This window comes from Bacillus sp. TH30, from assembly GCF_016650875.1.
GTDB classification, from domain to species: Bacteria; Bacillota; Bacilli; order Bacillales; family Bacillaceae_G; genus Bacillus_A; species Bacillus_A mycoides.
In genome coordinates this window covers 309,721-335,574 of the sequence record NZ_JAEKEY010000001.1, presented here as the reverse complement: position 1 = coordinate 335,574, position 25,854 = coordinate 309,721, and the positions used below count along the sequence as shown (strand labels likewise).

The window sequence follows — 25,854 nt, the reverse complement described above, 5'->3', positions numbered from 1 at the left end:
ACATGGCGAAGGAGGGCAACTTATCCGGTCTAAAACAAAATTGGAAGGTGTGTGAGACACAATGAGAAATCCAAATGCAGTATTAGACAATCTGAATAAAAAAACAATTAACCCAGCTTATAAATTTGAACGTCTGTATCGAAATCTATATAACCAGGAGTTCTACTTTGCAGCATATCAAAAAATATATGCAAAAGAAGGGAACATGACTAGAGGAACAGATGGGCATACCATTGATGGTATGAGTTTGGAACGTATCGATAAAATTATTGAAAGAATTAAAAACCAAAGTTATCAACCAGCTCCATCTCGCAGAGTATATATCAGTAAGGGGCAAAATAGGGGAAAGAGGCCTTTAGGGATACCCTCTATAGATGATAAATTAGTTCAAGAAATCGTAAGAAACATCCTAGAAGCTGTTTTCGAACCGACCTTTTCTAACAATTCTCATGGATTTAGACGTAATCGCAGTTGTCATACAGCACTAACACAAGCAACTAAAATCTTCAAAGGAGTTAAGTGGTGGGTAGAAGGTGATATCAAAGGCTTCTTTGACAATATTGACCATCACATTTTGATTAAACTGCTAAAAAGAAAAATTAAAGATGAAAAATTCATTAATTTAATCTGGAAATTTCTTAGAGCGGGTTATTTAGAGGATTGGAAATTCAATAATACTTATAGTGGCACTCCACAGGGAGGAATAATCAGCCCAATTCTATCAAATATTTATCTAAATGAACTTGATAAGTATATCGAAGAGTATAAAACACTATTTGATAAAGGCACACGCCGACAAAACAACATAGTATATACCCAAAAATATAAGCGACTTTGGTATTTAAAAAAGAAATTCGCAGATAGAAAAGTACTGGTTCCACACAATGAATTAACTGAGATTACAAGTGAAGTGAAAAGGCTTCAAAAAGATATACGTACAATGAGTTCAGTAGAATTAATGGATTCTAGCTTTAAGAGAATTCAATATGTACGATATGCCGATGATTTCCTAATAGGGATAATTGGTTCAAAACAGGATGCAGAAGAAGTAAAGAAAGACCTTACGGCTTTTCTAAAGAATAAACTAAATCTTGAACTATCATCAGAGAAAACACTCATTACACACGGCAAAATGAAAGCGAGATTCCTTGGATACGATGTAACTATAAGTAACCTTCAGGCTGTATACAAAGGCTCAAACAGTAGAATAGCCAAAAGGTATGCATCAAACAAGTGCGAAATTTACATGCCTAAGGAAAAATGGATTGGAAAACTTAAGGAGCTCAAAGTTCTTAAAATCGAAAAAGATAGTAGTTGGAAGTCTATTCATAGGGCCGAATTAATAAACTCCGACAATTTAGAAATTCTAAGTATATACAATAGTGAAATTAGAGGTTTATATAATTATTATAAACTAGCAAAAAATGTACACAGCCTACAGAAGTTTCGCTACATTATGAAATTCAGCATGGTAAAAACTTTTGCAAACAAATACAAACTATCAGTCAGCAAAATAATAAAAAAGTTTAATCATGAAGGCAATTTTAGAATTTCTTACACGACTAAAACTGGTCAGAAGCATAGATATTTCTATAATGAACCTTTGAAAAGGGTTTATGAAAATCCAACTACTAATAAAGAAATAGATATCGTTCCAAATACTATGATATATGCAGGACGCAATAGTCTAATCAGACGCCTTCAGGCTAGTAAATGTGAGTGGTGTCAAACTGAAAACACCGCTATCGAAATGCATCATGTTAAAAAACTCAAAGAACTAAAAGGAAAACAACTTTGGGAAAGAATCATGATAGCTCGCAACCGCAAGACACTAGCATTGTGTAAAAAGTGTCATGTTGACCTGCACGCTGGAAGGTTAGATTGAAATTCAGAGGATAAGTGGAGAGCCGTATACATGGAAACATGTACGTACGGTTCGGAGGGGAGCGTTTGAAAACCTATCACAGTAATGTGAAAAGGCGTTGGGCGCTTACCCTACGATGATGTAGAACGTGTCCATCGTATGCATAAACTGTTAAAAGTACAGGTGGAAAGGTTATACGATTTTGTTCAAACTGGCACTGCTTCGCGGGACCAGAACAACGAATATAAAATTATAAAAGGGATAGATGAGTGGTTTGATAATACAATTCGAGAAAAAACAGATTCTCAAGGCGAACCTGCGGTTTATAAAAAAGGGAAATACCGCGGGCACCCCATGCATTATGATAGAGAAGAAGAATATGTAAAAGGATTACGTAATATTTTAAAAGACCTTGCTTCGAACGTACTAATACGACGAGTTTTATTTGGTAAATCCGATTTCGATTTTGATGTACATTTAGAACAAGGTGGAATTTTATTAGTAAATACGGCAAAAGGGGAATTGGCAGACCTTTCTAATGTATTAGGAAAATTCGTCTTACTTAGTATGCAGAATGCTGTATTCCGTAGAGAACCAAACGTTTCACCATACCACCATATAATTGTCGATGAATTCCCAGATTACGTTGTCCGCCCGTTTAAAGAATTCCCTGCACAATCTCGTAAATATAAAGTAATCCTGACAATTGCAAGCCAAACACTATCTCAATTAGCTCTCGATTTCACAGAGCAGTACATGTTTACCTTGCTGGGCTCATTCCGTAACAAAATGATATTTGGAGATGTTACGCCATATGATGCAAAGATTTTCTCTGACATGTTTGGCGAAAAAGAGGAATTTAAAGAATCTAAATCTGAACAAGGCATTTCTCCTATGCAAGAGAATCCCGTTAGTCGTTTAGGATCAACCTATCAAAAAACAAAAGAAGTGGTTATGTCGCCAGGGGATATTATGGCACAAGGTGCATTTATTTGTGCTGCTCGTATCGTACAAGATAATCATGTGCAGCCTGTACAACAAATCACAAGTAATTTTGTACCCAAAGAAGAGTTTGCTAAAGCAATTATTCAAGTTGACGAAAAACTAGGGCAATATTGGGGAAATGAGCGTCTCATTCTAATTAAGGAATCTATTACTAAAGCAAATCCAATGAAGCACGTAGATGCGGAGAATATGAAAACAAAAGAACCATTACCACCTATACAGATTGATACGATGGAGCAGAACAATTCTATAGGAACAGACGAGGGACAACAGCAAATTGTCTCATTGGATAATTATAAGGAGAATAAATCTGAACCTGAAACAAAAGAAGTCGAAGATATAGTTGTATCAAATACATCCATTGCTAATGAACAACAGACAAGCCACAACGAGAAAGATGAAGAGGACACTTCTCTATATGAAGAGATTAAAAGCTTCGTAATTGAATCACAGCAAGTCTCGCCATCCCTGCTGCAAAGAAAATTTAGGATTGGCTATATGAAGACAGCGCGATTAATTGAGAAGTTAGAACAAAATCTAGTTGTCAGCTCCTATACAGGAAAAGAACCTCGTAAAGTTCTAATTTCAAAAGACAATAGTAGTCCACTATCGCCAGAGGCGTCTGATATAAATTCTACCGTCTTGTACGAAACAAATTCCGATAAAAGTATTCCTCAAGAAGTAGCCATTCCAAGCGAAGACAAGGAGGCCGCGCTTGAAGAGACAAGCTTTTTTAAAGATATCTTATATGATGATGTTGTAATTTTTGTGAAGCAATCCAGGGCGGCTTCCCTATCGGCATTGCAGGATAAATTTAATATTGGTTCTACACGTGCCTCACGCTTACTAGATGCCTTACAACGTCATGGAGTCTTAAATGACATAGACACGCAACAAAAGTTGGAATGTGTAACACCTGAAATACATGAAGAGGTAGTTGAAGAAATAATCAAGGAAGTAATTGAGCTAAAGCCAGAGGATATAGTAGATTCCTATGAAATAGATATGGATGTGGCCGAACTTAACAAAGGTTTATCCATTTCTATAATGGAACAAGAGTGGAACACAGATGCTTCAATTGAGACGGCGCTTTCAATTAAAACCGAACCATTCCAAGAGGAGTTACAAGAAGAAATAAATACACTGCAAATAGCGGAAGAATCAGAAACAGATATTGGTGAAAAGCTCATTCCAGTTATAGAAGCAGTAGATTTTACAGAAGAAAACAAACTAGATGACGAAGTTGCAAAAGTTTACGAATCAATTAGTGCTACTGTTCATAAAAACTTAGAAAAAAACATGGTAGAAAACACAAAAAACACTGAAGAGCAACAAGAGTATAGCCGTATGACCTATAAAGAACGTCAAGAACGCCTCAAGGCTCAACAGAAAAATAAGTATAGTGGTGCACAGCCACTGTCATATAGAAATGAACAACCTAAGAAAAATACATCTAACGTGATGAGTAAGGAATTAAACGATATATTTGATTAATATAGCCTTTCAATTAGAACAATACTTTGAAATTAATGAGAGATGTTGACTTGTAATAAAATCACGATGTTATTAAAAAAGCTTTATTGCCGATTAATAAAAGAGTTGTTGCTAAAGATGGTGTGAATTGGAATTTCACTCCATCTTTTTTATCTTGTTATAATGAATATAATGATATTTATATTTCACAATCAAATAGGAGGAATAAATGATATGTTAGATAAATTAAAAAATCATTTTAAAGATGTAAATTTAGTGTGTTCACAATGTGATAAAACAATCGAACATGGTGAACGATTTGCAGTTTCTTTAGTATTACCTGAAGAAAAAATATGCCTGTTGGACAATTAGATAAAGTATTAGCTAAGAGAGCAAACGAAATTTTATGTAGTAAATGTAGATAATTTTATAAAAACACTATATGTAATAGAAGTTATTTTAATCAAATTTTTTACTGTAAAATAAGATTTTGGGTACATTATTTAATCAAACTTTAATTCAAAGCTACAAGAGATTTGCCAGAAAACATTTGAAGTTGAACCAAATAACACTTGCATAAATTTCTGAATACCATTATATTGAAATTAATAATTATATAAATAAAACATAACTTACGTGAAGGACACACCTTACGTACCATTCCAACGGTACAGGTGTGTCCTTTTTTACGTTCTAGGAGGAAAAATAGGATGACAGTAGAGAAAGAAACAACACACGTTGCAGAAGAACTAGGGATGGCTTTTGGACAAGAAATCACAGTAGGAGACACACAAGTAGAAACAAACTTTAATCAATTTGAGCGAGTACGTGAGCATGAATTAGAAGAGTTAGCTCGTATGAAACGTGAACGTATTATAGGTAAAGGCTTAATTACAGTAGTCTCTGAAAAGTTGTTCCCAACTAAAAATGGTAAATCAGAACGCATACCCGTACTTACGATGCAAATTGGTACCCATACAACTGCATACTGCCCAATTACAGAGGCAGGGATAACAATTCCTAAGAATCCTCAATGGCTAGTTGGTAGAACAAAACCTGTTATCATTGAGCATTTCCAAAAGACAGAGGAAGGGAACTTTGACGTTGTATCAATCACAGCAGGAGAGCTCGCATTACAAAAAAGATTATATGATGAAGTAACCTCACAAGGTGGGAATAAAGTATACACAGGAACAGTTTCAGGTCATATTCCAACTGCACAAACCGTTCTGGTTGAAGTCCATGGTGTAACTATAGGGGTAAGGTACTCACATTGGTCACATTCATTTGTACGTCCGGAGGATATTATTATTGGTGATGTTGTAGAGCTCATTATCGATAAAGTAGTAGAAAAGAACGGCCGCTATGAATTTAGAGGAAATAAAAAGAAACTAGAAACAGATCCAATGGAAAAGCTATTAGAGCTTAAGAAACGACGTGATCGTTTTGTAGGTAAAATTGTAGGTGTAGATGCCATTGCTAGTATTTTCGTAGAAGTTGCACCTGGTATTCAATTTAAAGGATTAAAGAGCCGTAATCTTGCTAATCCAACTCCAGAAGATGCAATTAACCAAACAATCGTTACATGTGAGCTGCTTAATATTGATCCAAAAAATCGCAGAGGAACTGTACGTATTTTAAATTATCCTCAAGGCCAAAGTAAAAAATCTAGTTCTGCAATCTTTCAATTTTAATGAATGACTATGCGTACAATAGAGAATCAAATGTCTCCATATCTCCCTTCCGTCCCACATTTATCAAATGAGGACGCACAGGGACTTCAGGTATATCGGATACATAGTCTGGATAAAACCTATGTATTCCATTCCTATGACGAATTAGTTACGTTTAAGCAGCGTTTAACAGAAGAACAGCATGCAATACTAACTTTCATCGGTATTCATACATCTGTTCGTTTTAATCATTTATTATATCTATTCAAAGATAAGTTTTCGCGTAAGAGAATTAATGATGCACTTCAAGGACTACTTTACTATCGTCTCATTGAAAAATGGCAAGTAGAGAATTTTGATATGGAAATTCTTGAGGAGGCTTATACGTTATCCGATAATGGGTTTAAGCTCTTAAAGTACTGGCAAGGAAATATGTTTTACTTTGCTCCGGAGCGCCTTGATAATCACGGCAAATACGTTCACCTACGTTATTGGCATGATATAGACTTACTCTGCCATCTACGCTATGATCCGTCCTTTGTGGGGCATATTATGCATCCATCTATAAGTAAAGGGGTTTTTACCCCTCCTTTAAGTTTTGTAGTAAGCGGTGGAGAAGATCGTAAATTTAATTTTGTTGTATACTCCACCTTATTATCAGATACAAAGGATCGATTAAAGCGGATTATCGCTAGATGGAAGACTTTTGTAGAGTCAGGGAAAGATGTTATTATGCAAGACTTAGGGAATAATCCTACAATCTTAGTTGTTTATGTTTCTACTGAAAAACAGGCAAAGCAAATTAATAATGATCTACTACTTGATTTAATTCCTGGTAAAGTATTGCTATGTATAGGAGAAACCTTACATTCTCAAGGATTACAACATGCTTTTTATCAGCCTCTTGCAGAAGGGGAGATTAAACAATTAAATACAAAGCTATTCGCAACAAACTAAGCCATCCTTACAAGCTATTGCTTTCTTTTAAAGGGTGGCTTGTTTACTTTTACAAATAGAGATGATTTGCGTGTTTTATCATTTGAAATCATCAAAAACCACGATGTTATCGGTATAGAAGATTTGCAAGTATCGAATATGCTAAAGAATCATAAGTTAGCAAAAGCAATTAGTGAGGTATCATGGTCACAGTTTTGAACCATGTTGGAATATAAAGCAAAATGGTATAGCAAACAAGTCATTGTCGTATCGAAAACATTTGCTTCAAGCCAATTATGCTCTTGTTGTGGATATCAAAACAAAGACGTTAAAAACCTAAACCTACGTAAATGGGACTGCCCTTCTTGTCGTAAACACCATGATAGGGATATTAACGCAAGTATCAATCTAAAGAATGAAGCAATACAGCTTCTAACCGCAAGGACTGCGGGGATAGCCTAATAAATTAGAGTTCGATAGAACTCTTTACTTAGGAATCCTCCACTTCTAAACGAAGTGAAAGTGGGGGTAGTTCAATGCTTTGTATTCGCTGCTTAAACTCTTTCGGTAAACAGTTATTTTCTTTTTTAAACAACTTATAAAACTGTGACATGTTTGCAATTCCAACTTCGCATCCGACATCTGTAATACTAAGGTCACTTGTTATTAATAAACTTTCAGCTTGTTTGATGCGCTTATAATTCACATAATCTAAAAAGGAAATACCCATAATTCTTTTAAAGTATTTGATGAAATAATGATAGCTTAAATTTATTAATGCACATGCTTTGGTTACAGTTATCTTTTCTCCTAAATGATCTTCTACATAATCAAGTACTGGTTTTAAACGAGCGAAGTCGTCTTGTTCACTATAATTTAATATGTTATGTGTGTCGTTTCTTACTAGTAATAAAAGTAATTTCTTAATGGCAGCACTAATTGCGATTTCATATCCGTTCATTTTCATTTTTGATTCTGTAAAGATTTCTGTAATAAGAACATAAGCCTCATGTTTCACCACTTCATTTTGTTCAAAAATATAGTTTAACTCATTTAAGGATTTTGTTTGTTCTGAAAAGCAATGTAAATATTGTATAATGCTTCGGTCAAAGTGTTGTTTTAAATTTACTTGAAACACAACGTAGTGTAACGAACCTGCAGAAGGTTTATGTGACCGATGCAACTCAGATTTCCCAAAAATAAAAACATCTCCAGGGCCAAGAACAATATACTTATCTTTATTTTGTATACCTAAATATCCTTCTATAATTGCTAGAAACTCAATCTCTTCATGATAATGCCAAGGGGCACTCTCAATTTGATTATTATAAGAGGTTTCCATAACAATGTCCCATACTTTTAAAAATAGTAATGGATTTTGATAAATAACCTTTTCTTCAATTGCTTCAGCAAGCTTATTACAAATTCCTTCTGACATAGACGTTTACACCTCCTTATTAGCAATATAACACCTTTATCAAAATGCGATAAGTAAGTTGCCTTATTTCTTATAGAAAAAGGCAACTTTTGATAAAAACATAACGATATATAGCATATTTTTTCAGTAAAAAAATTTCTATAATAATTTCAAATCAAGCAAAAGGAGGATATGATAGTGAATATTTTAAAAGTAGGTGTTATTGGCTGCGGAAGCATCGCGCAGTATCGTCATTTACCAGAATATGAAGCAAACCCATATGTACAGATTGTGGCTGTTTGTGACAGTAATAAAAAGCGCGCAAAAGAAGTTGCCAATAAGTATGGTGTAAATATGTACACTGACTATAACGAGCTTATCAATTGTGAAGAATTAGATGCAGTGAGTGTATGTACACCAAATGATTTACATGCATCAATTTCTATCGTTGCTTTACAATCAGGTATCCATGTACTATGTGAAAAGCCAATGGCGACGTCAAAAAAAGATGCGGAAATGATGATTGAAGCTGCTGAAAAAAACGGTAAAAAGTTAATGATTGGTCATAACCAGCGATTTGTTACTTCTCACCAAAAGGCAAAACAATTGATTGAAAATGGAGAAATCGGAAAAATATATAGCTTCCGTACAGCATTTGGTCATAGTGGTCCTGAAAATTGGAGTGTAGATGGAAAAGAGAGCTGGTTCTTTAAAAAAGATGAAGCGTTTCTTGGTGCAATGGGTGATTTAGGTGTACATAAAGCGGATTTAATTCGGTATATTCTTAATGAAGAAATTACAGAAGTTGGTGCCTTTGTTGAGACGAGCGCAAAAACATTTTCGAATGTAGATGATTGTGCTGTATGTATGTTGAAAAGCGAAAGTGGCATTATCGGAACACTTGCAGCAAGTTGGTCTTACGTTAGCAAAGAAGATAATTCAACAATTATTTATGGTGAAAAGGCCACTCTTCGACTAGAAGATGATCCGACTTACTCACTCATTCTTCAATATAAAAATGGTGAAGTTGTAAAATATGAGCTTGATAAAATTCAATCGAATGCTGCAGTTGGTCAAAGTAATTCACATGTAATTGAGCAGTTTGTAGAGTCTATCCTTTCTGATAAAGAGCCGTTAATTAATGGTGTAGAAGGAATGAAATCGTTAGAAGTCATTTTAGCAGCCATACAATCCAGTGAAACAAAACAAATTGTTACAATTCCATTATGAGAAAAGGTGAAGACATGAAGAAACTACGCATTGGAATAATAGGGGCCGGAGGAATTGCACAAGGTCGCCATATCCCTGCATTTGTAAAGTTACATCAATATTGTACGATTACGGCTATACATGATAGAAACATAGAACACGCAAAACAAATCGCTGAAACATATAACATTCCTTATGTATTTGAAACGTATGAAGAAGTCTTTAAAGAAGTTGATGCTGTTTGTATTTGTACACCTAATAAGTTTCATGCTGAGATTTCTATCGCAGCATTACAAGCAGGGAAACATGTATTATGCGAAAAACCGATGGCTTTAGCAGCGGCAGAATGCGAAAAAATGATAGAATCTGCAAAAAACAACGGTAAAAAACTTGCTATCGCTTATCATTATCGTTACATGAAAGAGTCGCAAGTTGCAAAACAAATGATGATAGGTGAGATTGGCACACCTCTTGTTGTTCGTGTAAAAGCACTCCGTCGCCGAAAAGTACCAGGCTGGGGCGTTTTCACAAATAAAGAATTACAAGGCGGAGGAAGTTTAATAGATTACGGTTGTCATCTTCTTGATTTAGCACTTTGGTTAATTGGAAATCCAAAACAAACAGAAGTCATTGGTAGTGTCTATAATGCCGTTAGTAAGCAACCAAATCAAGTAAATATGTGGGGAGAATATGATTATAAAACGTTTCAAGTTGATGATCATGTTACCGCATATATAAAGTTTGAAAATGGGGCATCATTGTTATTTGAAACTTCTTGGGCAGCAAATATTAAAAATGATGAAGAACATGTGAGTATTTCCGGAGTAAACGGTGGAATAAATGTTTTTCCAATTGAATTATATACAATAAAACATAATATGATATTAAATAGTGAACCAGTCTGGATAGCAAATAACGGCGATCCTGGAATTTTGCAAGCAGAAAACTTTGTAAAAGCTTGCTTATACGATGAAGAATTAATTGTAAAGCCTGAGGAATCGCTGCAAGTATCGCAAATTATTGATGCAATTTACGAAAGTAGTAACACACATGAAGAAGGGACGGGAAGATAAATGAAATTAGGAGTATTTACAACACTTTTCTCTCACATGGAATTTGAAGAAATGCTTGATTATGTACAAGCAGCCGGTTTGCATGCAGTAGAAATTGGTACAGGTTGTTATCCTGGAGGTTCGCACTGTAACTTAGATGTATTATTAGAAAGTGAACAAGCCAGAAGCGTATATATAGAACATGTACAAAAAAGAGACTTAATCATTAGCGCTTTTAGTTGTCACGGAAATCCATTATCCCCAGATGCTGCTTTTGCAACAGAATCTCATGAAACATTGTTAAAAACCATTCAACTAGCTTCACTACTAGACGTACCTGTTGTGAATTGTTTTTCAGGCGTAGCAGGTGACCATGAAAGCGCAAAATACCCGAATTGGCCTGTTGCACCATGGCCAAATGAATACAATGATATTTTAAAATGGCAATGGGAAGAAAAGCTCATTCCTTATTGGAAACAAGTTGGTGAATTTGCAAAAGAACATGGTGTAAAAATTGGTTTAGAACTTCACGGTGGTTTCTTAGTACATACGCCATATACATTACTAAAACTACGTGAAGAAACATGCAATGCGATAGGTGCTAACTTAGACCCTAGTCATTTATGGTGGCAAGGAATTGACCCTGTCGCTGCTATTAAGTTATTAATGAAAGAAAATGCAATTTATCACTTTCATGCAAAAGACACTTACATCGATCAAGATAATGTAAATATGTATGGTTTAACAGACATGCAGCCCTACGGTGAACTGAAAACAAGAGCTTGGACATTCCGTTCTGTTGGCTGTGGTCATAGCTTAGAAGAATGGTCGCAAATGATGAGTGCACTTCGTACATATGGATATGATTATGTTGTAAGTATCGAACACGAAGATCCACTCATGTCTATTCAAGAGGGATTTAAACGTGCCACAAAAAATCTTCAATCTATTTTAATTGAAGAAAACCCTTCACAGATGTGGTGGGTGTAACTTCGTTTAAAAAAGAAATAAGTAACATTTTTTTCAGAGAAGCCATTCGTAAAAGAATATTAGCTTCTCTTTTTTTAAAAGAAACGTTTAAAAAAGGACGAAATATTCAAAAATAAATTACGAAAACTAATTATCCTGTATCTACCTCTATACAAAGTATGGATTTTACGAAATAATATTGTTTGATGCCTGTTTCAACAATAATGATATATGCAGATGTAATTATTGTTGAAATAGAATATGTAAGAAAGGAGTAATACATTGCTACGTATACAAAGAGGGTACATGTACAATCCAGATGATAATAAGGTAATTGTTAATGAAATTTTCTACGATGCTACATCAGAACAAAAGCTAGGAAGCAAAATGGGTGTGTTCGATGCGGTTAAACTACCTACTGCTATTTTTCAAAAGGTCCAAGAAACTGAAAGTATGTCCTACATGGAGACTGTTGAAGTTGAAGCAGAAACCATTAAAGAAATACTTTGTTATTTAGACCAACATCAAAAGCCAGAAAAACTATATTTTGAAATGCAGTATATGAAGTAACACCAAGAAATGAAAATAAGAGGGGATTTATAGCAGGGGAAACAGGGGTATTATTATACAATACATATAACATCTGCATAATAAATTCCTTCTTATCTTCATTTCATTAAAAACAATTGAATATAATATAAAAATAGTTTAATATAAATTTATATTTATTGTTTAATTGATTCCGTTTATTCCCACACCTTATGTGTTGTGGTTGAGTTGTAGAAGCAAGTTGTGTTCTTGTTTCAATTATGAAAGGGCTTCTTTGAGCCGATTAGTGTATATATAGCTTATTTTGCTATGCACATTTTAATCGACTTGAAGAAGCCCTTTTTGTGTTGTCTTTAAGTTAGGAAGCACATGTAAATAGACCTTCGGGGCTAATAATATGCTAAATGAAAAAGCACTTATTTTGTAATTTTTTTGTTTAATTAAGAGGAGAGATAAAATGAAATTTTACAAGATAGGAAGTTCGAAAGAGTTTATGAGAGTAATTTATGCTCGAAATTCATATGAGGCAGCTGGGTACTATTTATTAGAAATAAATCACAATTGTACAGACTTAAATGAGTTATTCATTCAAATAACGGGCCTCTCAGAGCATATTCAGGTTCTGTACAATGGTTATCCTGTTACTAAATTTTTACAAGAAATCTCTAAAGAGAAGCGCTTTACAACATGTCCTTGTACTGTAAGAGATACTAAACTAAGCAAGAATGAGAAGGCTAGATATTTAGGTATTATAACTAAAAAATACTGTGAAGAAATAGCACATGATTTGTGCTTTTTTTATTTGGAAAAGGAGATATTTATGATGAAACATGAACATGCAATTACATTAGATGAACTAGCATTATCACTAGGGGAACTTATATTAACCTTTCAAAATAAAGAAATCACCGAACCCATTAAAAGTCGTTTCCTGCACACTTAGGTGTACAATTTTCTTATAAAAAAGAATCGCAGGAATTCTATTTCTATTATGGAGAAAAACACTTACCAGGTCTTTATCGTCTCTTACTATTGTTAAAGATTTTTGAATTTGACAGCAAAGAAAGAGATTAATTTCTAATTTATAGTAAACTAGATAAAGAATGGAATATAAAAATTAAGAACTAGAGTATTTATATACGTAAGATACTTGTTGCAATGCTAAAAGCACAAGGGATTAGAATGTGAAACTTGAGAGGAGTACTTTAATATGATTACAGTTAACCGAGGATATATGTATGATCCAGATGATAATGAGGTCTTAATTACCGAAATTTATTATGAGGCTGCTACAGATACTAAATTAGGAAGTAAAATGGATAGCTTATCTTACGCAGTTATTCCTAATGAAATTAAAGAAAAAATAGAAGCAGCTGCTTCTTTATCCTATATGGAAAGCATTGAGATGTCTCAGCAATTAGCTGTCGTATATCAAAATGAAATTAACATGTATGGAAAACCTGGAAAATTGTACTTTGAGTTAAAGAATATATAAGAGGGAAAAAGACATTGGACGAATTTGTTCAATGTCTTTTTTATTAATCTGCAGAGGAGCATATATAATGAATGTTGTAACTGAAATTGAAACGAGTCTTTGGACAATTTGTGTAGGGGATGTTTTTAGCAATGGCCGTATGCCGTACCATCTAAAAGTTGTAAACATTGAAGTAGAAATTCCATGTAATCAAGTAGAGGCATTTACATTGGCTTGTAATGTGGAATATCTGCTGCAAGCACTACAAACGATATCTTCTGAAAAAATCGCGATAAAAATGATTAGTAATCAGAGACCTATTGTGGTAGTGGGAGCAGAGGATACAATTCATTCTAATTTGCAGTTAATCCTACCGGTTCGTGTGTAAGGGCGCATTCAAATGATTATTAGGAAGGACTTCTTTGACTTATTACAGTCAAAAGAAGTCCTTCCTAATAATCAAGAACTTCTTTGACTTATTACAGTCAAAAGAAGTCCTTCCTAATAATCAAGAACTTCGTCAATCCTTTGAATTGCTTATCAACGGATTTATTGCAAACGAAATGCCTGATTTAGAAAACAGTGGTTATAACGGACAAGCAGTATGTGGAGGTGAACTACCCGCCACTTAACGTCCTAACGGACTGTTTGAAGTGGGGGTACTAAAAAATTTTAGCTTGATGGCTATGTGGTACCACCAGCATTTCGGAAAACCCCTATGCTAAGCAACAAATACAATAAGCCGCCCATATGGACAGCTCATTTACATAATTCCTGTTATCGAAATTCAATGTATCTAGAAATTCATAAAAATGCTTTCCAGATCACTTAGCTGGAGGGCATTTTTTGTTCACATGATTCTCGATATAGGAAATGAATAAATATGATCTACTTAACATTAGCTCCCGTTATCAGTAATTGGATAACTACTTAAAACCGAAAAGGAATTTGCCAATTTTTTTGCAAAACTCAATGGTGGTTCAACAGATTGGATATGAATATACATAATCAATGGTTTCATATATAACCAATGATTATGTAAGGCGCTAACAATAATCCCTTGTTGAACAATTGATTGCATAAATAAAGGGATTTCTTCTTGTAAAATAGCGATTTCTCCAAAGTTCAACGCATTGCCATTTTGATCTAACGATTCAAAAGATATCCCAACCGGTATCACTGAGGTGCTTGGTCGTCCTTGAACAAACACTTTAATATTACGACGCAAGGAGACAGAACAAACACCCTGATTTATGTTGCTTTTCCCATTAAGAATTTTAGCAAATTGTTCACAAAGGAAATTAAGGTTGTTCATAAATCTGATGCCCCTTTCTTATCAGATAAAAGTTACTTCATAAGTATTAATACTCGTCCATTAGCTTTTATATAAGTAATTTAAGAAACCCTTATTTAGATAATAAGAAAAAAATGCACATCATATTCACTTCTCATTTAATTTAAAAACACCAAAAATATATTTTAGGGACGTTCTTAAAATATTAATACCTGTCGGTACATGATTGTTTTTCCTCAAAGAAATCACCAGTTTAAAAAGTTATGATTTTCTGGATAGGTGAGAGTGATACATGATTTTGTAGGTAGAAAACATATCCCGGTAATTCAAATCAGTTCATATTTATCTAGTTAATACTCTTTAAGGGAATCCAATCTCTTTTTGATAATTATTATTTTATTTGATTTCAAAAAATGTACTCCTTATTAAAACATTCAACATCATTATATTTCCTCTTACATTCATGTCTCTTTTTATCTCTTGAGAAACTTGGCAACAGAACCGAGATTAATTCATCTACATGAACTATTTAATGCTATTGAACATAATAAATTCTTTTACAATGATACATACTATCCTTATATAAATTATTATAATACGAACATGCAATCCCAAAAGGAGGCGCTACTTGTGTCTGAACATATAGAGATTATTTTGAGAACACTGTTATCTTTCTCGATTTTATTTATCGGAGCTAAAATATTAGGAAAGCAAATTATCGCTGAAATGAATACCTTTGATTTTATTGGTGCTATCTCTATCGGAAGTATTATTGCAAATTTGGCATTTAATTTAAATGTAAAAACTCATCATGCAGTCATCGCTTTTCTTATTTTAGTATTTATCATTCTAATGGTTAGTTATATATCCATGAAAAGTCGGATAGGCAGAAAAATATTTGCTGGAAATCCGACAGTCATTATTGAAAATGGGAAAATTTTAGAAAATAATATGCGGAAAATGCGCTATTCTCTAGATTATTTAAACCAACAATTAAGAGAGAATGGTATTTTCAACATTGAAGAAGTTCTTTATGTCATAGTTGAAACAAATGGTAAGATATCTGTTTTGAAAAAACCTGAATATCGTAATGTTACAAAACAAGATTTAAATATACCGATAAAAAAAGAGTCTAAACTCCCCATCGAGCTAATTATGGATGGAGAAATTATGACAGAAAACCTAAGGCAAAACAATCAGACAGAGTTAGGGTTACAATGTGAACTAAAAAAACGTAACCTTCGCTACAAAGATGTTACGTATGCTGTACTTGCTGCAAATGGAAATATTTATATTGATACATATAAAGATAACATTACTTCTCCAATGGACCAAGAATAGGCTATTTCTTCTGAAAACACAGGTGCACATATCGTTGTAATCCTTCCGCAAATGGTTGTAGTTCATCTTGAATGATTCATAAGAAAACGTCATCCTTTCTAATCTAGCTTGTTAGAAAAAATAACATCTTTTGATGCTTGGGGGTATTAGAATCTCTTGAGTTGATGGACATGGGGGACCGCCACATGCCCATCAAGCTAACCAAGTAACTTACTAGATATGAAACGATCCTCGGTTCAAAACTAGCAATTGATAGAAAAGTAGGCATACTAAAGAAGCCTATTAAAACGTGATTTTTTCGCTAGGCAGCTTGTCTATGCTTCACCGTCGTTTTATACACAATCCCTAGAATATCAAAGACGGTCATCTTCTTATAACGATGACATTTACGACCGTAAAAATATATGGAGAAGTAACTCACTATGAGGGCAAAAATCGAAAATGGATGTAAAAACACTTTTGTCACAACAATGGGCAAGCTGCTTAGATGAAGAAGACTGGTTTCCGCCACTTGAAAAAGTGCTAAAGAATATTACTTTTGAAAAGGCAATTTGGAAACCGGAGGGGGAAATGAATTCCATTTGGGAATTAGTTTGTCATTTATTTTTCTATAAAAAGAGACTTCTGATGCGATTTCTTGGTAAAACAGCGAATGAACCCCAAGCAGAAGATAATGAATCTACATTTCGAAGACTATTTAACATCTTTTTATTGTAGTAAATGAACAAGAAAGAGGTTATTTACTACAGATTATCTAAACCATCAAATCAAAATGAGAGTTGTAAAGTGTTTAATTTACATGTAGAAAAATAAAAAACCACTTAGAGTGGTTTTTTAATCGCGCATTGCTCCTGCCTCACGGGAGGTCATTGCTCCTTGCCCTTGGCTAACATCTTTTTGAATTTCTTGTTTTACTTTTTGTGCATCAGTTCCCGCAAATTTTTGTTTCATATTAGAACCCAAATTTTCTTTGTCTTGTTGATTCTGTAGCATAAAAGTCCTCCTTTATTTATTGATTTAACAATCCTATTATTTACAAAAACACTTAGTATATTCCAAGGATTCGATTGAAATTCACTTAAAATAAAGGGACTTTCGTTTGAATAATAAACATATATTCGTTGTTCAACTAACGTATGCGTTAGTTGAATATGACAAATGCTTTAAAAGATAGCCTGTATCAATAATTACTTGGTAATCATCGATACAGGCTTTATATTTCAATAACTAATCGTCTTTCTATATATTTAATTTAATATCCTTACTATCTTTACTGTTAATATTCATGTGTCTTTAATCTATTGTATTGTTTTGAACGTGCTTGAGTGGAACTTGTTGTAAATATCGGAAATATCTTTTTAGAGATATCTTAGTTTTGAACCCCATTCTACTTACCAATTCATCTTCATTTATTCCTTGCTTAATAAGACGGAGAATAAATGTATTCCTCATCTGCTGTGCAGAAATACGCCTATTTCCCCCCGCACGTTTTACTTCAAGTCGTATCATTTTTTGCACAGCAACCTCAGACAAGGCCTTTGGCGCATCATTTTCGTACACCCAACGATAAGTACCCCGGTTAAAATCAAATACAACAAATAGGGGATTATCAGTATGTTTTCGAGGTCTTACGGGTTCTGGAATGATCGTATAATATTTATAAAGTTGCTTTGTATCTTCATCAGTTAAGAATACAGATCTAGTTACTCCATCCTCTCCTGGAACAATTAAACTATTTCTAGCAAACTGTATATGGCTCATATTAAGCGATACAAGCTCTTGCAAGGATAACCCATAGTTTACTACTAAATTTATTATACAAGCGTTTCTATCCATAATAAGAGGGCGATATTTAGCTTGTCTTTCTGTTAATCCCTTTGTTGAAAGTATCGTTTGTTTTAAATGCTTTTCTTCCGTTGCAGTAATAAAATCCTTATCACTTAGTGATTGATCAGGAATTAAGGAGAGGTGAAACTCATCTAATGGACTATCTATCCCTAAAAACATGTTCAATTTCTTTAAAACCACCCATATTCTGTGCCTTATTTTCTGGGAATATTTGCGCTTGCTTTCTAACTCAGAGAAATACCCCTGATAATCTTTTGGAGATAATTCACTCCACGATTTGATATGAAAAAGTATCTCATTTACTTCTAACCATTTAAAAAAATCCTTAATATCGTAAGAATAACGTTGTATCGTAGAATGTTTTCGACCTTTTTCAATTAAGTAATTAGAAAAAGCTTCTAATGTTTCTTCTAACCTAATTGTCTCGTTCATTATAATCACCTAATTTCTTTGGGTATATTATAACAAAAAATAGGTGAAAGACCTGCTACCGCCCTCTGCTATGCACGGTTGCTGGCATATCAAAAACGCAAACGGACAAACAACCCTTTGCATTTTTGATATGTTGATTATTATTTACAAAGCCAAATGAATAAGGCTATCATAATACTCCAAAAAGGGAGTACAAGTAATAATCCCCAAAAAACCCCTTTAAAAAATCTAATTTCGTTATATTCATTCATTGCTATATTAGTTGTATTATTTAGTACGACCATGTTTAATCCTCCAATTATTAATTGATTATAAAATGAAAAAAGGACAAACCTCGTCCTGGTAGGGATACGTAGGTTTGTCCTTTTGTATGTGGGTAATGATATGTTTAATTACCATTATTATAACTGAATTAACAAATATTTTCAATTAGGTCAGACTTCTTATTAACAATCATACTAGTAATAATAAAATCTATTATAAATATATATCTTATATATTAAAAAGAAATAAAGATAAAACTTTTATAGGTTATCAAAAATAGGGAAAAGACCTACTCCCACAAGGAAAAATTTGATGTTAGAACATAAAAAATCATAAATAGTAGAAAATGTATCCGTAGATTCAATGATTATTAGACTTTCAATTCTACAAAAAAGCAGAAAGAAAATCATATATTTCTACATGAAATCGGAAAGAAATTGATACAAATCACATTATATTTATTCAGCCATGGAAATAGGGTGTATTTTCTTTATTTTGTTAAATGGAGCAGTATGTAGCGTCCAATTATCCACATTTTGTTCAGATAATGTAGCTATTTGTTAACATTACTCAGTATTTACACATAACTCACATTATTATTGATGATTTTTATTAGATGAAATTAACGACAGTAGTATTATCAAGGATATTGGGAAAATATTATTCACATTTGATCATAATTGTCCTCATATCCACTGTTTTTATAAATATCCTTCTGATTTTTTGTAGATATAAAATCGGATGTTTTACTATACGTGAAGAATATTCAATATGTAGTGTGGAGATTCTTCTGTAGGTAGAAGAGGATTTGTATAGAATTGTATAAAAAAAGACTCCATTTTACATGAAGTCCTTCTGATTTGGTATTTATAAATAAAGTAGTGGAAAGGGGATCTTAATGAAACAAATACGAATAGCCCTCTACTTTCGATGTTTTCAAAAATAGAGAGCTTGTTGCTATTATTTTATTTCCATTGCGGTTAGCACCTGATCTGGAGCTGTTATTGTTACACCAGCACGTACTAAACGTTCGAAGGTACGCATAAACTCTAGTAAATTAAACTGCTTTGGCAGCTCAATAACACGAAGTTTTTCTTGTGGCAGCTTATCAATTGCCTCGATAAACCATTCACGTACATCACTTGGAATCGTGCGTTCTTTATGGCCACGAACTTTTAATTTTTCACGCATTTCAATTTCTAAAGCGATATATGCATGGAGATTCACTCCCTGATCATATGCATATTTTCTAAATAACGTTTCTTCCTGGTATTTTAGATAATTACGGTGATAAGATTCTTCCGTCACTGGTACCGCAAACTTCTGCTTCAGTAGTGCATGCACATTTTTAAACATCTTCTTAATGTTGCGAAGAGAGTACATGGAATAATGTAGACCGAAATTAAAGACAGCTTGTTCACGGTCACTATTTCTCTCTTTTGGTATATGTTGCGCAATAAGAGGGTAGATGCCTTCTTTCGCCGCAGTATCAAGAATTTGATATTGAGATGTTTGATGCAATAATTTTTTCAATGTATATACAATTTTCGTTGGGTATCCTTCTTTTCGATCAACCATGTCACGAAGTCCACGAATTACACCACGAATTTGACGATGACAAGTATGCTTTAAAACATGAATGAATTTATTCATGTCTGAAGACAGTTCACCGATATTCATTTCTTGTAGGACTGATTCAATAAATTTCGCTTTACGAGCATAGGTAGCTTTTGGTGTAAATGGATCCCTGTGTTGCTCTTCTCCAGATTCTTTCGTACATAAGAAGTCCGAATGGATAGATAGATATAAGGTTGTATATCGTTTTGTATGCCTTACACCTTTTTGCATTTTGCAAATTTTGAATAGGGGATTACCCGTACATGGTAAAGCAGTTGTTAATTCTTCGATAACCGCACGAATTTGGTGCGGATATTTTTTATGTAAGAAACGATACATCCCACCAAAGTGAGTTTTGTTGCCCCTTTCGTCCTGCTTGTCTAAAGAACGCTTTAACGTTGTTTCGGTATGTTGTTGCATAGCAATGTCTAAGAATAGTTTCTTAGCTGCTACAGATAGCTTAAAGAAAGCCTTTGTAAATACAACAGGACTAATATATACGTATGGATTAGCCTTTTCTTTTTCTTCATTCATAAAATGAGTCAATTTGATTGTATATCGACCATCTACGCCATTTTCGATAGAGATTATGTTATGTATACTTAATTTCTTTAGAGCAATATAGAACTGAGAATGCTGGATGTATGCAAATTCTTCTTTATATTGCTTGTAATCTTCCCACATCATATGTATCGTTACATTTGGAATGACACCATTAGTAAAGCATTTTTTATGTAGATATAAGAACACTTCAAGATCTGCATTCGTAATACCATATAACTTATGTTTTCTTCCTGTTTTTTCTGCAAGTGCAGACATTGCTCGACGTGAAAAAGATGGTTTCGCTTGTTCGACAAAGCCTTCTACATCCGCAATACGTTCTTCGTATGTCATGTGCTGCAGAATATCTTCTAAATATGTATCTTTATAGCTGTAGTACTTCTCCTCAAATGTTGCAACAAACTTCTGCCAAGATTTTAGTGTAACTAAAACAGCATTTGTTGTTTTTCCATTTAAGCTACGCTGATTTTGAATAATAAATGATTTCCCCATCTTTTTCACCTCCGTTCTGCAAATTCAGAAATATATGTCAAAATACTATAAAATGTACCAATTTTGATTATAGCAAATCGAAAATTGGCGAAAGGTGCTCCTTTAAGAAGAAAGATAGCAACTTGCAACAGCTTATAAAGCTAGGTGTATCAAGGGATATGAGAATTCTATTAATTTTTTTTGTGTTAAGGATACCGCAAACGTGTTGCAAGTTGAATTATATGTATAAGAATAAGTAAAAAGTCATCTCCCCACTTGATATATAAGGGATTAGATTGAAAATGACAAAAAAGTTAGGGTAAGGATACCGCAAACGTGTTGCAAGTTAAGAAGTACGCTTATTAATCATGAAATATAACGATTATCGTTGATGTGATAGGTTTAATTAGATTTGTATGGATTACGATAGGGTGAGGATACCGCAAACGGTGTTGCATCTTATGCGAAAAATAAGGGTAAGGATACCGCAAACGTGTTGCAAGTTGAATTATATGTATAAGAATAAGTAAAAGCACCTAATTCCTTGATATATAAGGGATTAGATTAAAAAAGACAAAAAAGTTAGGGTAAGGATACCGCAAACATGTTGCATTTTATTTGAGTAACTTGTTGTAAGTATAAAAAAATCACTCAAAAATTTAAAAATAGAACGATTTTTTGTGTAATCTATTAGGTTGAGAGAAAAATATACTGTTGCAAGTTAGACGAAATAGGGTAAGGATACCGCAAACATGTTGCAAGTTGAAGAGTAAAGGAAAGAAAAGCGCAAAAGGAATGCAAGTAAAGAGGAATAGGGAAAAGCAAGAGCAAACGTGTTGCAAGTTGAAGAGTAAAGGAAAGAAAAGCGCAAAAGGAATGCAAGTAAAGAGGAATAGGGAAAAGAAAGAGCAAACATGTTGCAAGTTGAAGAGTAAAGGAAAGAAAAGCGCAAAAGGAATGCAAGCAAAGAGGAATAGGGAAAAGCAAGAGCAAACGTGTTGCAAGTTGAAGAGTAAAGGAAAGAAAAGCGCAAAAGGAATGCAAGTAAAGAGGAATAGGGAAAAGAAAGAGCAAACGTGTTGCAAGTTGAAGAGTAAAGGAAAGAAAAGCGCAAAAGGAATCAAGCAAAGCGGAATAGGGAAAAGCAAGAGCAAACATGTTGCAAGTTGAAGAGTAAAGGAAAGAAAAGCGCAAAAGGAATGCAAGTAAAGAGGAATAGGGAAAAGCAAGAGCAAACATGTTGCAAGTTAAGGAATTAAGGAGAAGAAACCGCAAAATCTTGTAAATATCTGTTACAATAAATTAAATATAATAGTAGTAAAGATTTTTATGATGAAAACTACTTTGTTGTGATCCATGGTTTAGGGAGGAATATAAAGTGGATAACTTATTACAAATGTTCCGAGATGCATTGCTAATCTCTGAGCCAATTTATAAAACGAACGAGCTATTATGGAACAAGTGGAATGCGTACTTTAAAGATGTTGAAAATAATAATAACAAAGTACTAACCTCACACTATGCTTCTCCATCATTTACTGCATTAGTATCTTGGTTAGAGAAAAAGCAAGAATCCGGAATTACATTAGTACAAATTTATGCGAAGATTGATTCTTATAAGGAAGAAATATATAAGGAAATTGAAGAGTATATAGAAAAAGAATTTCAGAATGTAGCGCATTCAAATTCCATAATATTAGAAAATGATCAAAATATAGATAAGACAAATATAGTGAACCATGAGGATTATTACGAAGTAAATAATTCTGCTGTTTATTATAAACTAAGAGATGGAATTGCAAAGAATCAATTTGAAGAAGATGAAAAAAGTAAAGTCCTACAGTATCCCATTGAAACGAAGTCTTCTAATGGTGTAGCTCAACTTTCTTCACACAAAGACGAGGATTTAAGACTTACAAACAATGAAGAATCAGCTCGATGGAATACCCTTGTTGATGATGTAATGAGTAATATGGATGATTTGACGGCAGACTGTTTAGATGCAATTACAATACAGTGGATAAATGAGGCGAAATCTCCAGATGAATTCATTGATTTTTCATACGAGCAAGTTTTAGAGATGTGCAATATTCCAAAGACAGTCGTTAAAAATAAAGAATATTATCGAGCGGAAGATAAAATTAAAATAGCGAAGAGGATTGCGGCTTTAGCAAGCATTTTTATCTATTTAAATGATGATAATGAGGTCGTAGTACTAAACGATCGTGATGACGAAGGAGAACGAGTAGAATTAAAGCGTGAGGTTATTAAAAGGTTATTTGTTTTAGATTCGGTTGTATTGTGGAGACATAGTGTTACAAACGAATATATGGGGATTGAATCTTGTCGTATTAAGCCAGGTAGTTTTTTAACGAATTATTTATACGGATCAAATAATACAACAGCATTATTGTCTAAAAAGGCCCTTGAATACAATAGTTATAGACATAAATATCATAAAAGGTTAATTCGATACTTAACATGGCAATGGAGAATTAGACAAATGTATTCATCATTGAAAAAGCCCTATTCCATAGGAGGGGATAAGGGGCTACTAGCAGTAATGGATATTCCAAAAGATTGGAAGCCGAATCGTATTAGAGAACAGCTAGAGAATGTTTTAATGGATTTAGAAAATGAAAAAGTAATCTCTCATTGGGAGTATAGTGACCCGCTTGATGAACAACAAATTGGGAAACGTAACTGGTTTAAAAATTATTACGCTAACTTAGGGATAACTATTTTACCACCTGAGGAAATGCTACAGTCAATGGATAGTGGAATAGGAAAGAAATTTATAGAGGAACCACAAGAGCAATTACCTGTAGTAACAGTTGTTGAAGAGGTTAGGGAGACTGTGGAACCAGTCGAACAAAGAGAGAAGAAAATTCGGGATCAAATACTGAAAGTGCATAATGAAAAAAATGTAAGTATTCGTGAAATAGCAGATGAAGTTAGTATTTCGCCATCTACGCTGTCTAGATTTTGTAATTATAAAACAAAACGCTTGTCTAAAAAAGCATTAGAAAAGTTAACAAAATGGTGTGAAAGACAAGAAATATTAGAGAAGATGTAACGTAGCCTAAAAACTACTTTTTTATTAAGAAATAGCGAAAATGAAAATACACATACATTATGTATGTGTATTTTATTTAGAATAATAGATGATAGGAACCAACTACTGCATTTTAAAATAACTGTTGATATTGTTTTGTGAGAATGAATTCATTTAATATATTAGTTAAAAGGGGGAGTATTGAAAATGAAATTAAATAATTGGGATGAAATTAGTATTGAAAAAAGTACAAGCATTGGTAAAGAAGAAATGGAGTTATTATTACTAGCTGATCCTTCATCAGAAGTAGTTAATGGATACCTTAAACAAGGGGACTGTTTTGTTTTAAAAAAGGATACTATTACTGTGGGGATTATGATTTTAATTCCTACTCGTCCTGAAACAATTGAGATTATAAATATAGCAGTTTCTGAAAAAGAACAGGGAAAAGGATATGGGAAATATTTGCTTGGGTTTGCTATAGACTATGCTAAAAAAGAGAAATATAAAACCATAGAAATAGGGACGGGAAATTCTAGCTTAATGCAATTAGGCCTTTATCAAAAATGTGGGTTTAGAATAACAAATGTGGATAGGAATTTTTTCTTACGCAATTATGAAGATGAAATATATGAAAATGGTATTCAGTGTATAGATATGATTAGGTTAACGCAATATTTATAAAAAAATTAAAAAGTAATCATATATCAAAAATCGTAACTCTCAGTTGATTGATGAGATGTTACGATTTTTTTTTGAATAATGTAAACCTTAACGCTTCATTAAAAAATGAAGTATGTGAGAAGGCCTGAATTGAATTGTAAATTCTTTTATTGCAAAGTTATTTTTAGAAAAGGTATATCATTTATGGTTTGAATTTGAAAATATTTCAAAATGTTTTTTATTATTCAGATAGATGTTTCTCTATTAATTTCAATAAAAAGTAAAAACAGTAAAAAATATTACAGTTAATAATAATTGAATACTCTTATTAACAAATTGATGAGTTATATCTTTCGAATTAAAAGAAGGAAAATTCTTTCTTTTTTTCGGGGGGATTAAAAAAATGCAGCTATAACAAGTATCACGTCATTTTTATAATATAAAAATATAAGGTTTTATAGATTATTATTTTTATGATAACAAATTTTTTTCTATATTGAGAAAGTGAAAAAAAGAAAAAAATTGATTGAATCCCATAAAATAACATGTGAACATTATAGATATAAAAAAATACCTCGAAATTCTAGGGGTTTTTTTGTGAATTTAAATATGTATCTTATTAGGAGGAATGATAGTGTTAATAATTTAGTTTGTTCCATTGTTTAATAATTTACGTGCATCTATGGG

Annotated in this window: 23 protein-coding genes and 2 pseudogenes; 19 read left to right on the top strand and 6 right to left on the bottom strand. The window is 33.2% G+C overall.

The window, feature by feature from the left end; translation table 11 throughout:
- Window positions 1-61 precede the first annotated feature (61 nt).
- From JFU20_RS01730 to JFU20_RS01705, 6 genes and pseudogenes are all read left to right on the top strand, one after another.
- Window positions 62-1,885: a reverse transcriptase/maturase family protein gene (locus JFU20_RS01730; RefSeq protein ID WP_002166829.1), complete on the top strand. Its 1,824-nt coding sequence runs from the start codon at window positions 62-64 to the stop codon at window positions 1,883-1,885.
- A gap of 111 nt (window positions 1,886-1,996) precedes the next feature.
- Window positions 1,997-4,363 (top strand): annotated as a pseudogene (locus JFU20_RS01725) (DNA translocase FtsK); the annotation flags it as partial.
- 213 nt (window positions 4,364-4,576) lie between these two features.
- Window positions 4,577-4,714: a hypothetical protein gene (locus JFU20_RS01720; protein WP_242488133.1), complete on the top strand. Its 138-nt coding sequence runs from the start codon at window positions 4,577-4,579 to the stop codon at window positions 4,712-4,714.
- A gap of 338 nt (window positions 4,715-5,052) precedes the next feature.
- Window positions 5,053-6,036 carry an RNA-binding protein gene (locus JFU20_RS01715; protein ID WP_201038243.1) on the top strand — a complete coding sequence of 328 codons (984 nt, stop codon included), beginning with the start codon at window positions 5,053-5,055 and terminating at the stop codon, window positions 6,034-6,036.
- Window positions 6,037-6,045: 9 nt separating this feature from the next.
- Window positions 6,046-6,972 (top strand): hypothetical protein, encoded by a 927-nt coding sequence (locus tag JFU20_RS01710; protein WP_151304168.1) that lies wholly within the window; start codon window positions 6,046-6,048, stop codon window positions 6,970-6,972.
- Window positions 6,973-7,047: 75 nt separating this feature from the next.
- Window positions 7,048-7,413 (top strand): annotated as a pseudogene (locus JFU20_RS01705) (RNA-guided endonuclease TnpB family protein); the annotation flags it as partial.
- Between the two features lie 28 nt (window positions 7,414-7,441).
- On the opposite strand, the gene JFU20_RS01700 reads toward JFU20_RS01705, so the two are convergent.
- On the bottom strand, window positions 7,442-8,389 hold the full coding sequence (locus JFU20_RS01700) for a helix-turn-helix domain-containing protein (RefSeq protein WP_151304169.1): 948 nt from the start codon (window positions 8,387-8,389) through the stop codon (window positions 7,442-7,444).
- A 177-nt stretch (window positions 8,390-8,566) separates the two neighbouring features.
- On the opposite strand from JFU20_RS01700, the gene JFU20_RS01695 reads away from it, so the two are divergent.
- From JFU20_RS01695 to JFU20_RS01660, 8 genes are all read left to right on the top strand, one after another.
- Window positions 8,567-9,598 (top strand): Gfo/Idh/MocA family protein, encoded by a 1,032-nt coding sequence (locus tag JFU20_RS01695; RefSeq protein WP_151304170.1) that lies wholly within the window; start codon window positions 8,567-8,569, stop codon window positions 9,596-9,598.
- 14 nt (window positions 9,599-9,612) lie between these two features.
- Window positions 9,613-10,650 carry a Gfo/Idh/MocA family protein gene (locus JFU20_RS01690; protein ID WP_434088125.1) on the top strand — a complete coding sequence of 346 codons (1,038 nt, stop codon included), beginning with the start codon at window positions 9,613-9,615 and terminating at the stop codon, window positions 10,648-10,650.
- A complete protein-coding gene (locus tag JFU20_RS01685; RefSeq protein WP_078205631.1) occupies window positions 10,651-11,619 on the top strand; it encodes a sugar phosphate isomerase/epimerase family protein in 969 nt (322 codons plus the stop codon). It begins immediately after the preceding gene.
- A gap of 261 nt (window positions 11,620-11,880) precedes the next feature.
- Complete coding sequence (locus tag JFU20_RS01680) at window positions 11,881-12,168, top strand: hypothetical protein (RefSeq protein WP_016096929.1); 288 nt, start codon at window positions 11,881-11,883, stop codon at window positions 12,166-12,168.
- 436 nt (window positions 12,169-12,604) lie between these two features.
- On the top strand, window positions 12,605-13,090 hold the full coding sequence (locus tag JFU20_RS01675; RefSeq protein WP_201038290.1) for a hypothetical protein: 486 nt from the start codon (window positions 12,605-12,607) through the stop codon (window positions 13,088-13,090).
- A 267-nt stretch (window positions 13,091-13,357) separates the two neighbouring features.
- The gene (locus JFU20_RS01670; RefSeq protein WP_078205634.1) at window positions 13,358-13,642 is read left to right on the top strand and encodes a hypothetical protein; all 285 of its coding nucleotides are present in this window, start codon (window positions 13,358-13,360) and stop codon (window positions 13,640-13,642) included.
- Window positions 13,643-13,709: 67 nt separating this feature from the next.
- Entirely contained in the window at window positions 13,710-14,009 is a 300-nt protein-coding gene (locus tag JFU20_RS01665) for a hypothetical protein (RefSeq protein WP_078205823.1), read from the top strand.
- 34 nt (window positions 14,010-14,043) lie between these two features.
- Window positions 14,044-14,253, top strand: a complete 210-nt coding sequence (locus JFU20_RS01660; RefSeq protein WP_201038289.1) for a hypothetical protein — start codon at window positions 14,044-14,046, stop codon at window positions 14,251-14,253.
- 266 nt (window positions 14,254-14,519) lie between these two features.
- Here JFU20_RS01660 and JFU20_RS01655 read toward each other — a convergent pair whose 3' ends face one another.
- Window positions 14,520-14,936: a DUF1259 domain-containing protein gene (locus JFU20_RS01655; RefSeq protein WP_078205821.1), complete on the bottom strand. Its 417-nt coding sequence runs from the start codon at window positions 14,934-14,936 to the stop codon at window positions 14,520-14,522.
- 609 nt (window positions 14,937-15,545) lie between these two features.
- Here JFU20_RS01655 and JFU20_RS01650 point away from each other — a divergent pair.
- Together JFU20_RS01650 and JFU20_RS01645 are read left to right on the top strand one after the other, a co-directional pair.
- Entirely contained in the window at window positions 15,546-16,256 is a 711-nt protein-coding gene (locus JFU20_RS01650) for a DUF421 domain-containing protein (RefSeq protein WP_151304175.1), read from the top strand.
- A 441-nt stretch (window positions 16,257-16,697) separates the two neighbouring features.
- A complete protein-coding gene (locus JFU20_RS01645) occupies window positions 16,698-16,973 on the top strand; it encodes a DinB family protein (RefSeq protein ID WP_242312071.1) in 276 nt (91 codons plus the stop codon).
- A gap of 117 nt (window positions 16,974-17,090) precedes the next feature.
- Here the strand turns inward: JFU20_RS01645 and JFU20_RS01640 are convergent, their stop codons facing one another.
- From JFU20_RS01640 to JFU20_RS01625, 4 genes are all read right to left on the bottom strand, one after another.
- Window positions 17,091-17,249: a hypothetical protein gene (locus JFU20_RS01640; protein ID WP_172805467.1), complete on the bottom strand. Its 159-nt coding sequence runs from the start codon at window positions 17,247-17,249 to the stop codon at window positions 17,091-17,093.
- Window positions 17,250-17,549: 300 nt separating this feature from the next.
- The gene (locus JFU20_RS01635) at window positions 17,550-18,536 is read right to left on the bottom strand and encodes a tyrosine-type recombinase/integrase (protein ID WP_201038241.1); all 987 of its coding nucleotides are present in this window, start codon (window positions 18,534-18,536) and stop codon (window positions 17,550-17,552) included.
- Between the two features lie 140 nt (window positions 18,537-18,676).
- Window positions 18,677-18,820 (bottom strand): hypothetical protein, encoded by a 144-nt coding sequence (locus tag JFU20_RS01630; RefSeq protein ID WP_201038240.1) that lies wholly within the window; start codon window positions 18,818-18,820, stop codon window positions 18,677-18,679.
- Window positions 18,821-19,760: 940 nt separating this feature from the next.
- A complete protein-coding gene (locus JFU20_RS01625; RefSeq protein ID WP_151304176.1) occupies window positions 19,761-21,470 on the bottom strand; it encodes a hypothetical protein in 1,710 nt (569 codons plus the stop codon).
- A gap of 741 nt (window positions 21,471-22,211) precedes the next feature.
- Here JFU20_RS01625 and JFU20_RS01620 point away from each other — a divergent pair.
- The 3 genes from JFU20_RS01620 to JFU20_RS01610 all read left to right on the top strand — a co-directional run bounded on the left by JFU20_RS01620 (window position 22,212) and on the right by JFU20_RS01610 (window position 25,188).
- Window positions 22,212-22,619 (top strand): hypothetical protein, encoded by a 408-nt coding sequence (locus tag JFU20_RS01620; protein ID WP_201038239.1) that lies wholly within the window; start codon window positions 22,212-22,214, stop codon window positions 22,617-22,619.
- A gap of 208 nt (window positions 22,620-22,827) precedes the next feature.
- Entirely contained in the window at window positions 22,828-24,525 is a 1,698-nt protein-coding gene (locus JFU20_RS01615) for a helix-turn-helix domain-containing protein (RefSeq protein ID WP_078205758.1), read from the top strand.
- 186 nt (window positions 24,526-24,711) lie between these two features.
- Window positions 24,712-25,188 carry a GNAT family N-acetyltransferase gene (locus JFU20_RS01610; RefSeq protein ID WP_078205759.1) on the top strand — a complete coding sequence of 159 codons (477 nt, stop codon included), beginning with the start codon at window positions 24,712-24,714 and terminating at the stop codon, window positions 25,186-25,188.
- Window positions 25,189-25,854: the final 666 nt, after the last annotated feature.

Bases quoted from the DNA above. Each gene is read 5' to 3' on its own strand.
- JFU20_RS01730 (WP_002166829.1), top strand. From the start codon at position 62: ATGAGAAATCCAAATGCAGTATTAGACAATCTGAATAAAAAAACAATT.
- JFU20_RS01720 (WP_242488133.1), top strand. From the start codon at position 4,577: ATGTTAGATAAATTAAAAAATCATTTTAAAGATGTAAATTTAGTGTGT.
- JFU20_RS01715 (WP_201038243.1), top strand. From the start codon at position 5,053: ATGACAGTAGAGAAAGAAACAACACACGTTGCAGAAGAACTAGGGATG.
- JFU20_RS01710 (WP_151304168.1), top strand. From the start codon at position 6,046: ATGCGTACAATAGAGAATCAAATGTCTCCATATCTCCCTTCCGTCCCA.
- JFU20_RS01700 (WP_151304169.1), bottom strand. From the start codon at position 8,389: ATGTCAGAAGGAATTTGTAATAAGCTTGCTGAAGCAATTGAAGAAAAG.
- JFU20_RS01690 (WP_434088125.1), top strand. From the start codon at position 9,613: ATGAAGAAACTACGCATTGGAATAATAGGGGCCGGAGGAATTGCACAA.
- JFU20_RS01685 (WP_078205631.1), top strand. From the start codon at position 10,651: ATGAAATTAGGAGTATTTACAACACTTTTCTCTCACATGGAATTTGAA.
- JFU20_RS01675 (WP_201038290.1), top strand. From the start codon at position 12,605: ATGAAATTTTACAAGATAGGAAGTTCGAAAGAGTTTATGAGAGTAATT.
- JFU20_RS01670 (WP_078205634.1), top strand. From the start codon at position 13,358: ATGATTACAGTTAACCGAGGATATATGTATGATCCAGATGATAATGAG.
- JFU20_RS01665 (WP_078205823.1), top strand. From the start codon at position 13,710: ATGAATGTTGTAACTGAAATTGAAACGAGTCTTTGGACAATTTGTGTA.
- JFU20_RS01655 (WP_078205821.1), bottom strand. From the start codon at position 14,936: ATGAACAACCTTAATTTCCTTTGTGAACAATTTGCTAAAATTCTTAAT.
- JFU20_RS01645 (WP_242312071.1), top strand. From the start codon at position 16,698: ATGGATGTAAAAACACTTTTGTCACAACAATGGGCAAGCTGCTTAGAT.
- JFU20_RS01640 (WP_172805467.1), bottom strand. From the start codon at position 17,249: ATGCTACAGAATCAACAAGACAAAGAAAATTTGGGTTCTAATATGAAA.
- JFU20_RS01635 (WP_201038241.1), bottom strand. From the start codon at position 18,536: ATGAACGAGACAATTAGGTTAGAAGAAACATTAGAAGCTTTTTCTAAT.
- JFU20_RS01630 (WP_201038240.1), bottom strand. From the start codon at position 18,820: ATGGTCGTACTAAATAATACAACTAATATAGCAATGAATGAATATAAC.
- JFU20_RS01625 (WP_151304176.1), bottom strand. From the start codon at position 21,470: ATGGGGAAATCATTTATTATTCAAAATCAGCGTAGCTTAAATGGAAAA.
- JFU20_RS01610 (WP_078205759.1), top strand. From the start codon at position 24,712: ATGAAATTAAATAATTGGGATGAAATTAGTATTGAAAAAAGTACAAGC.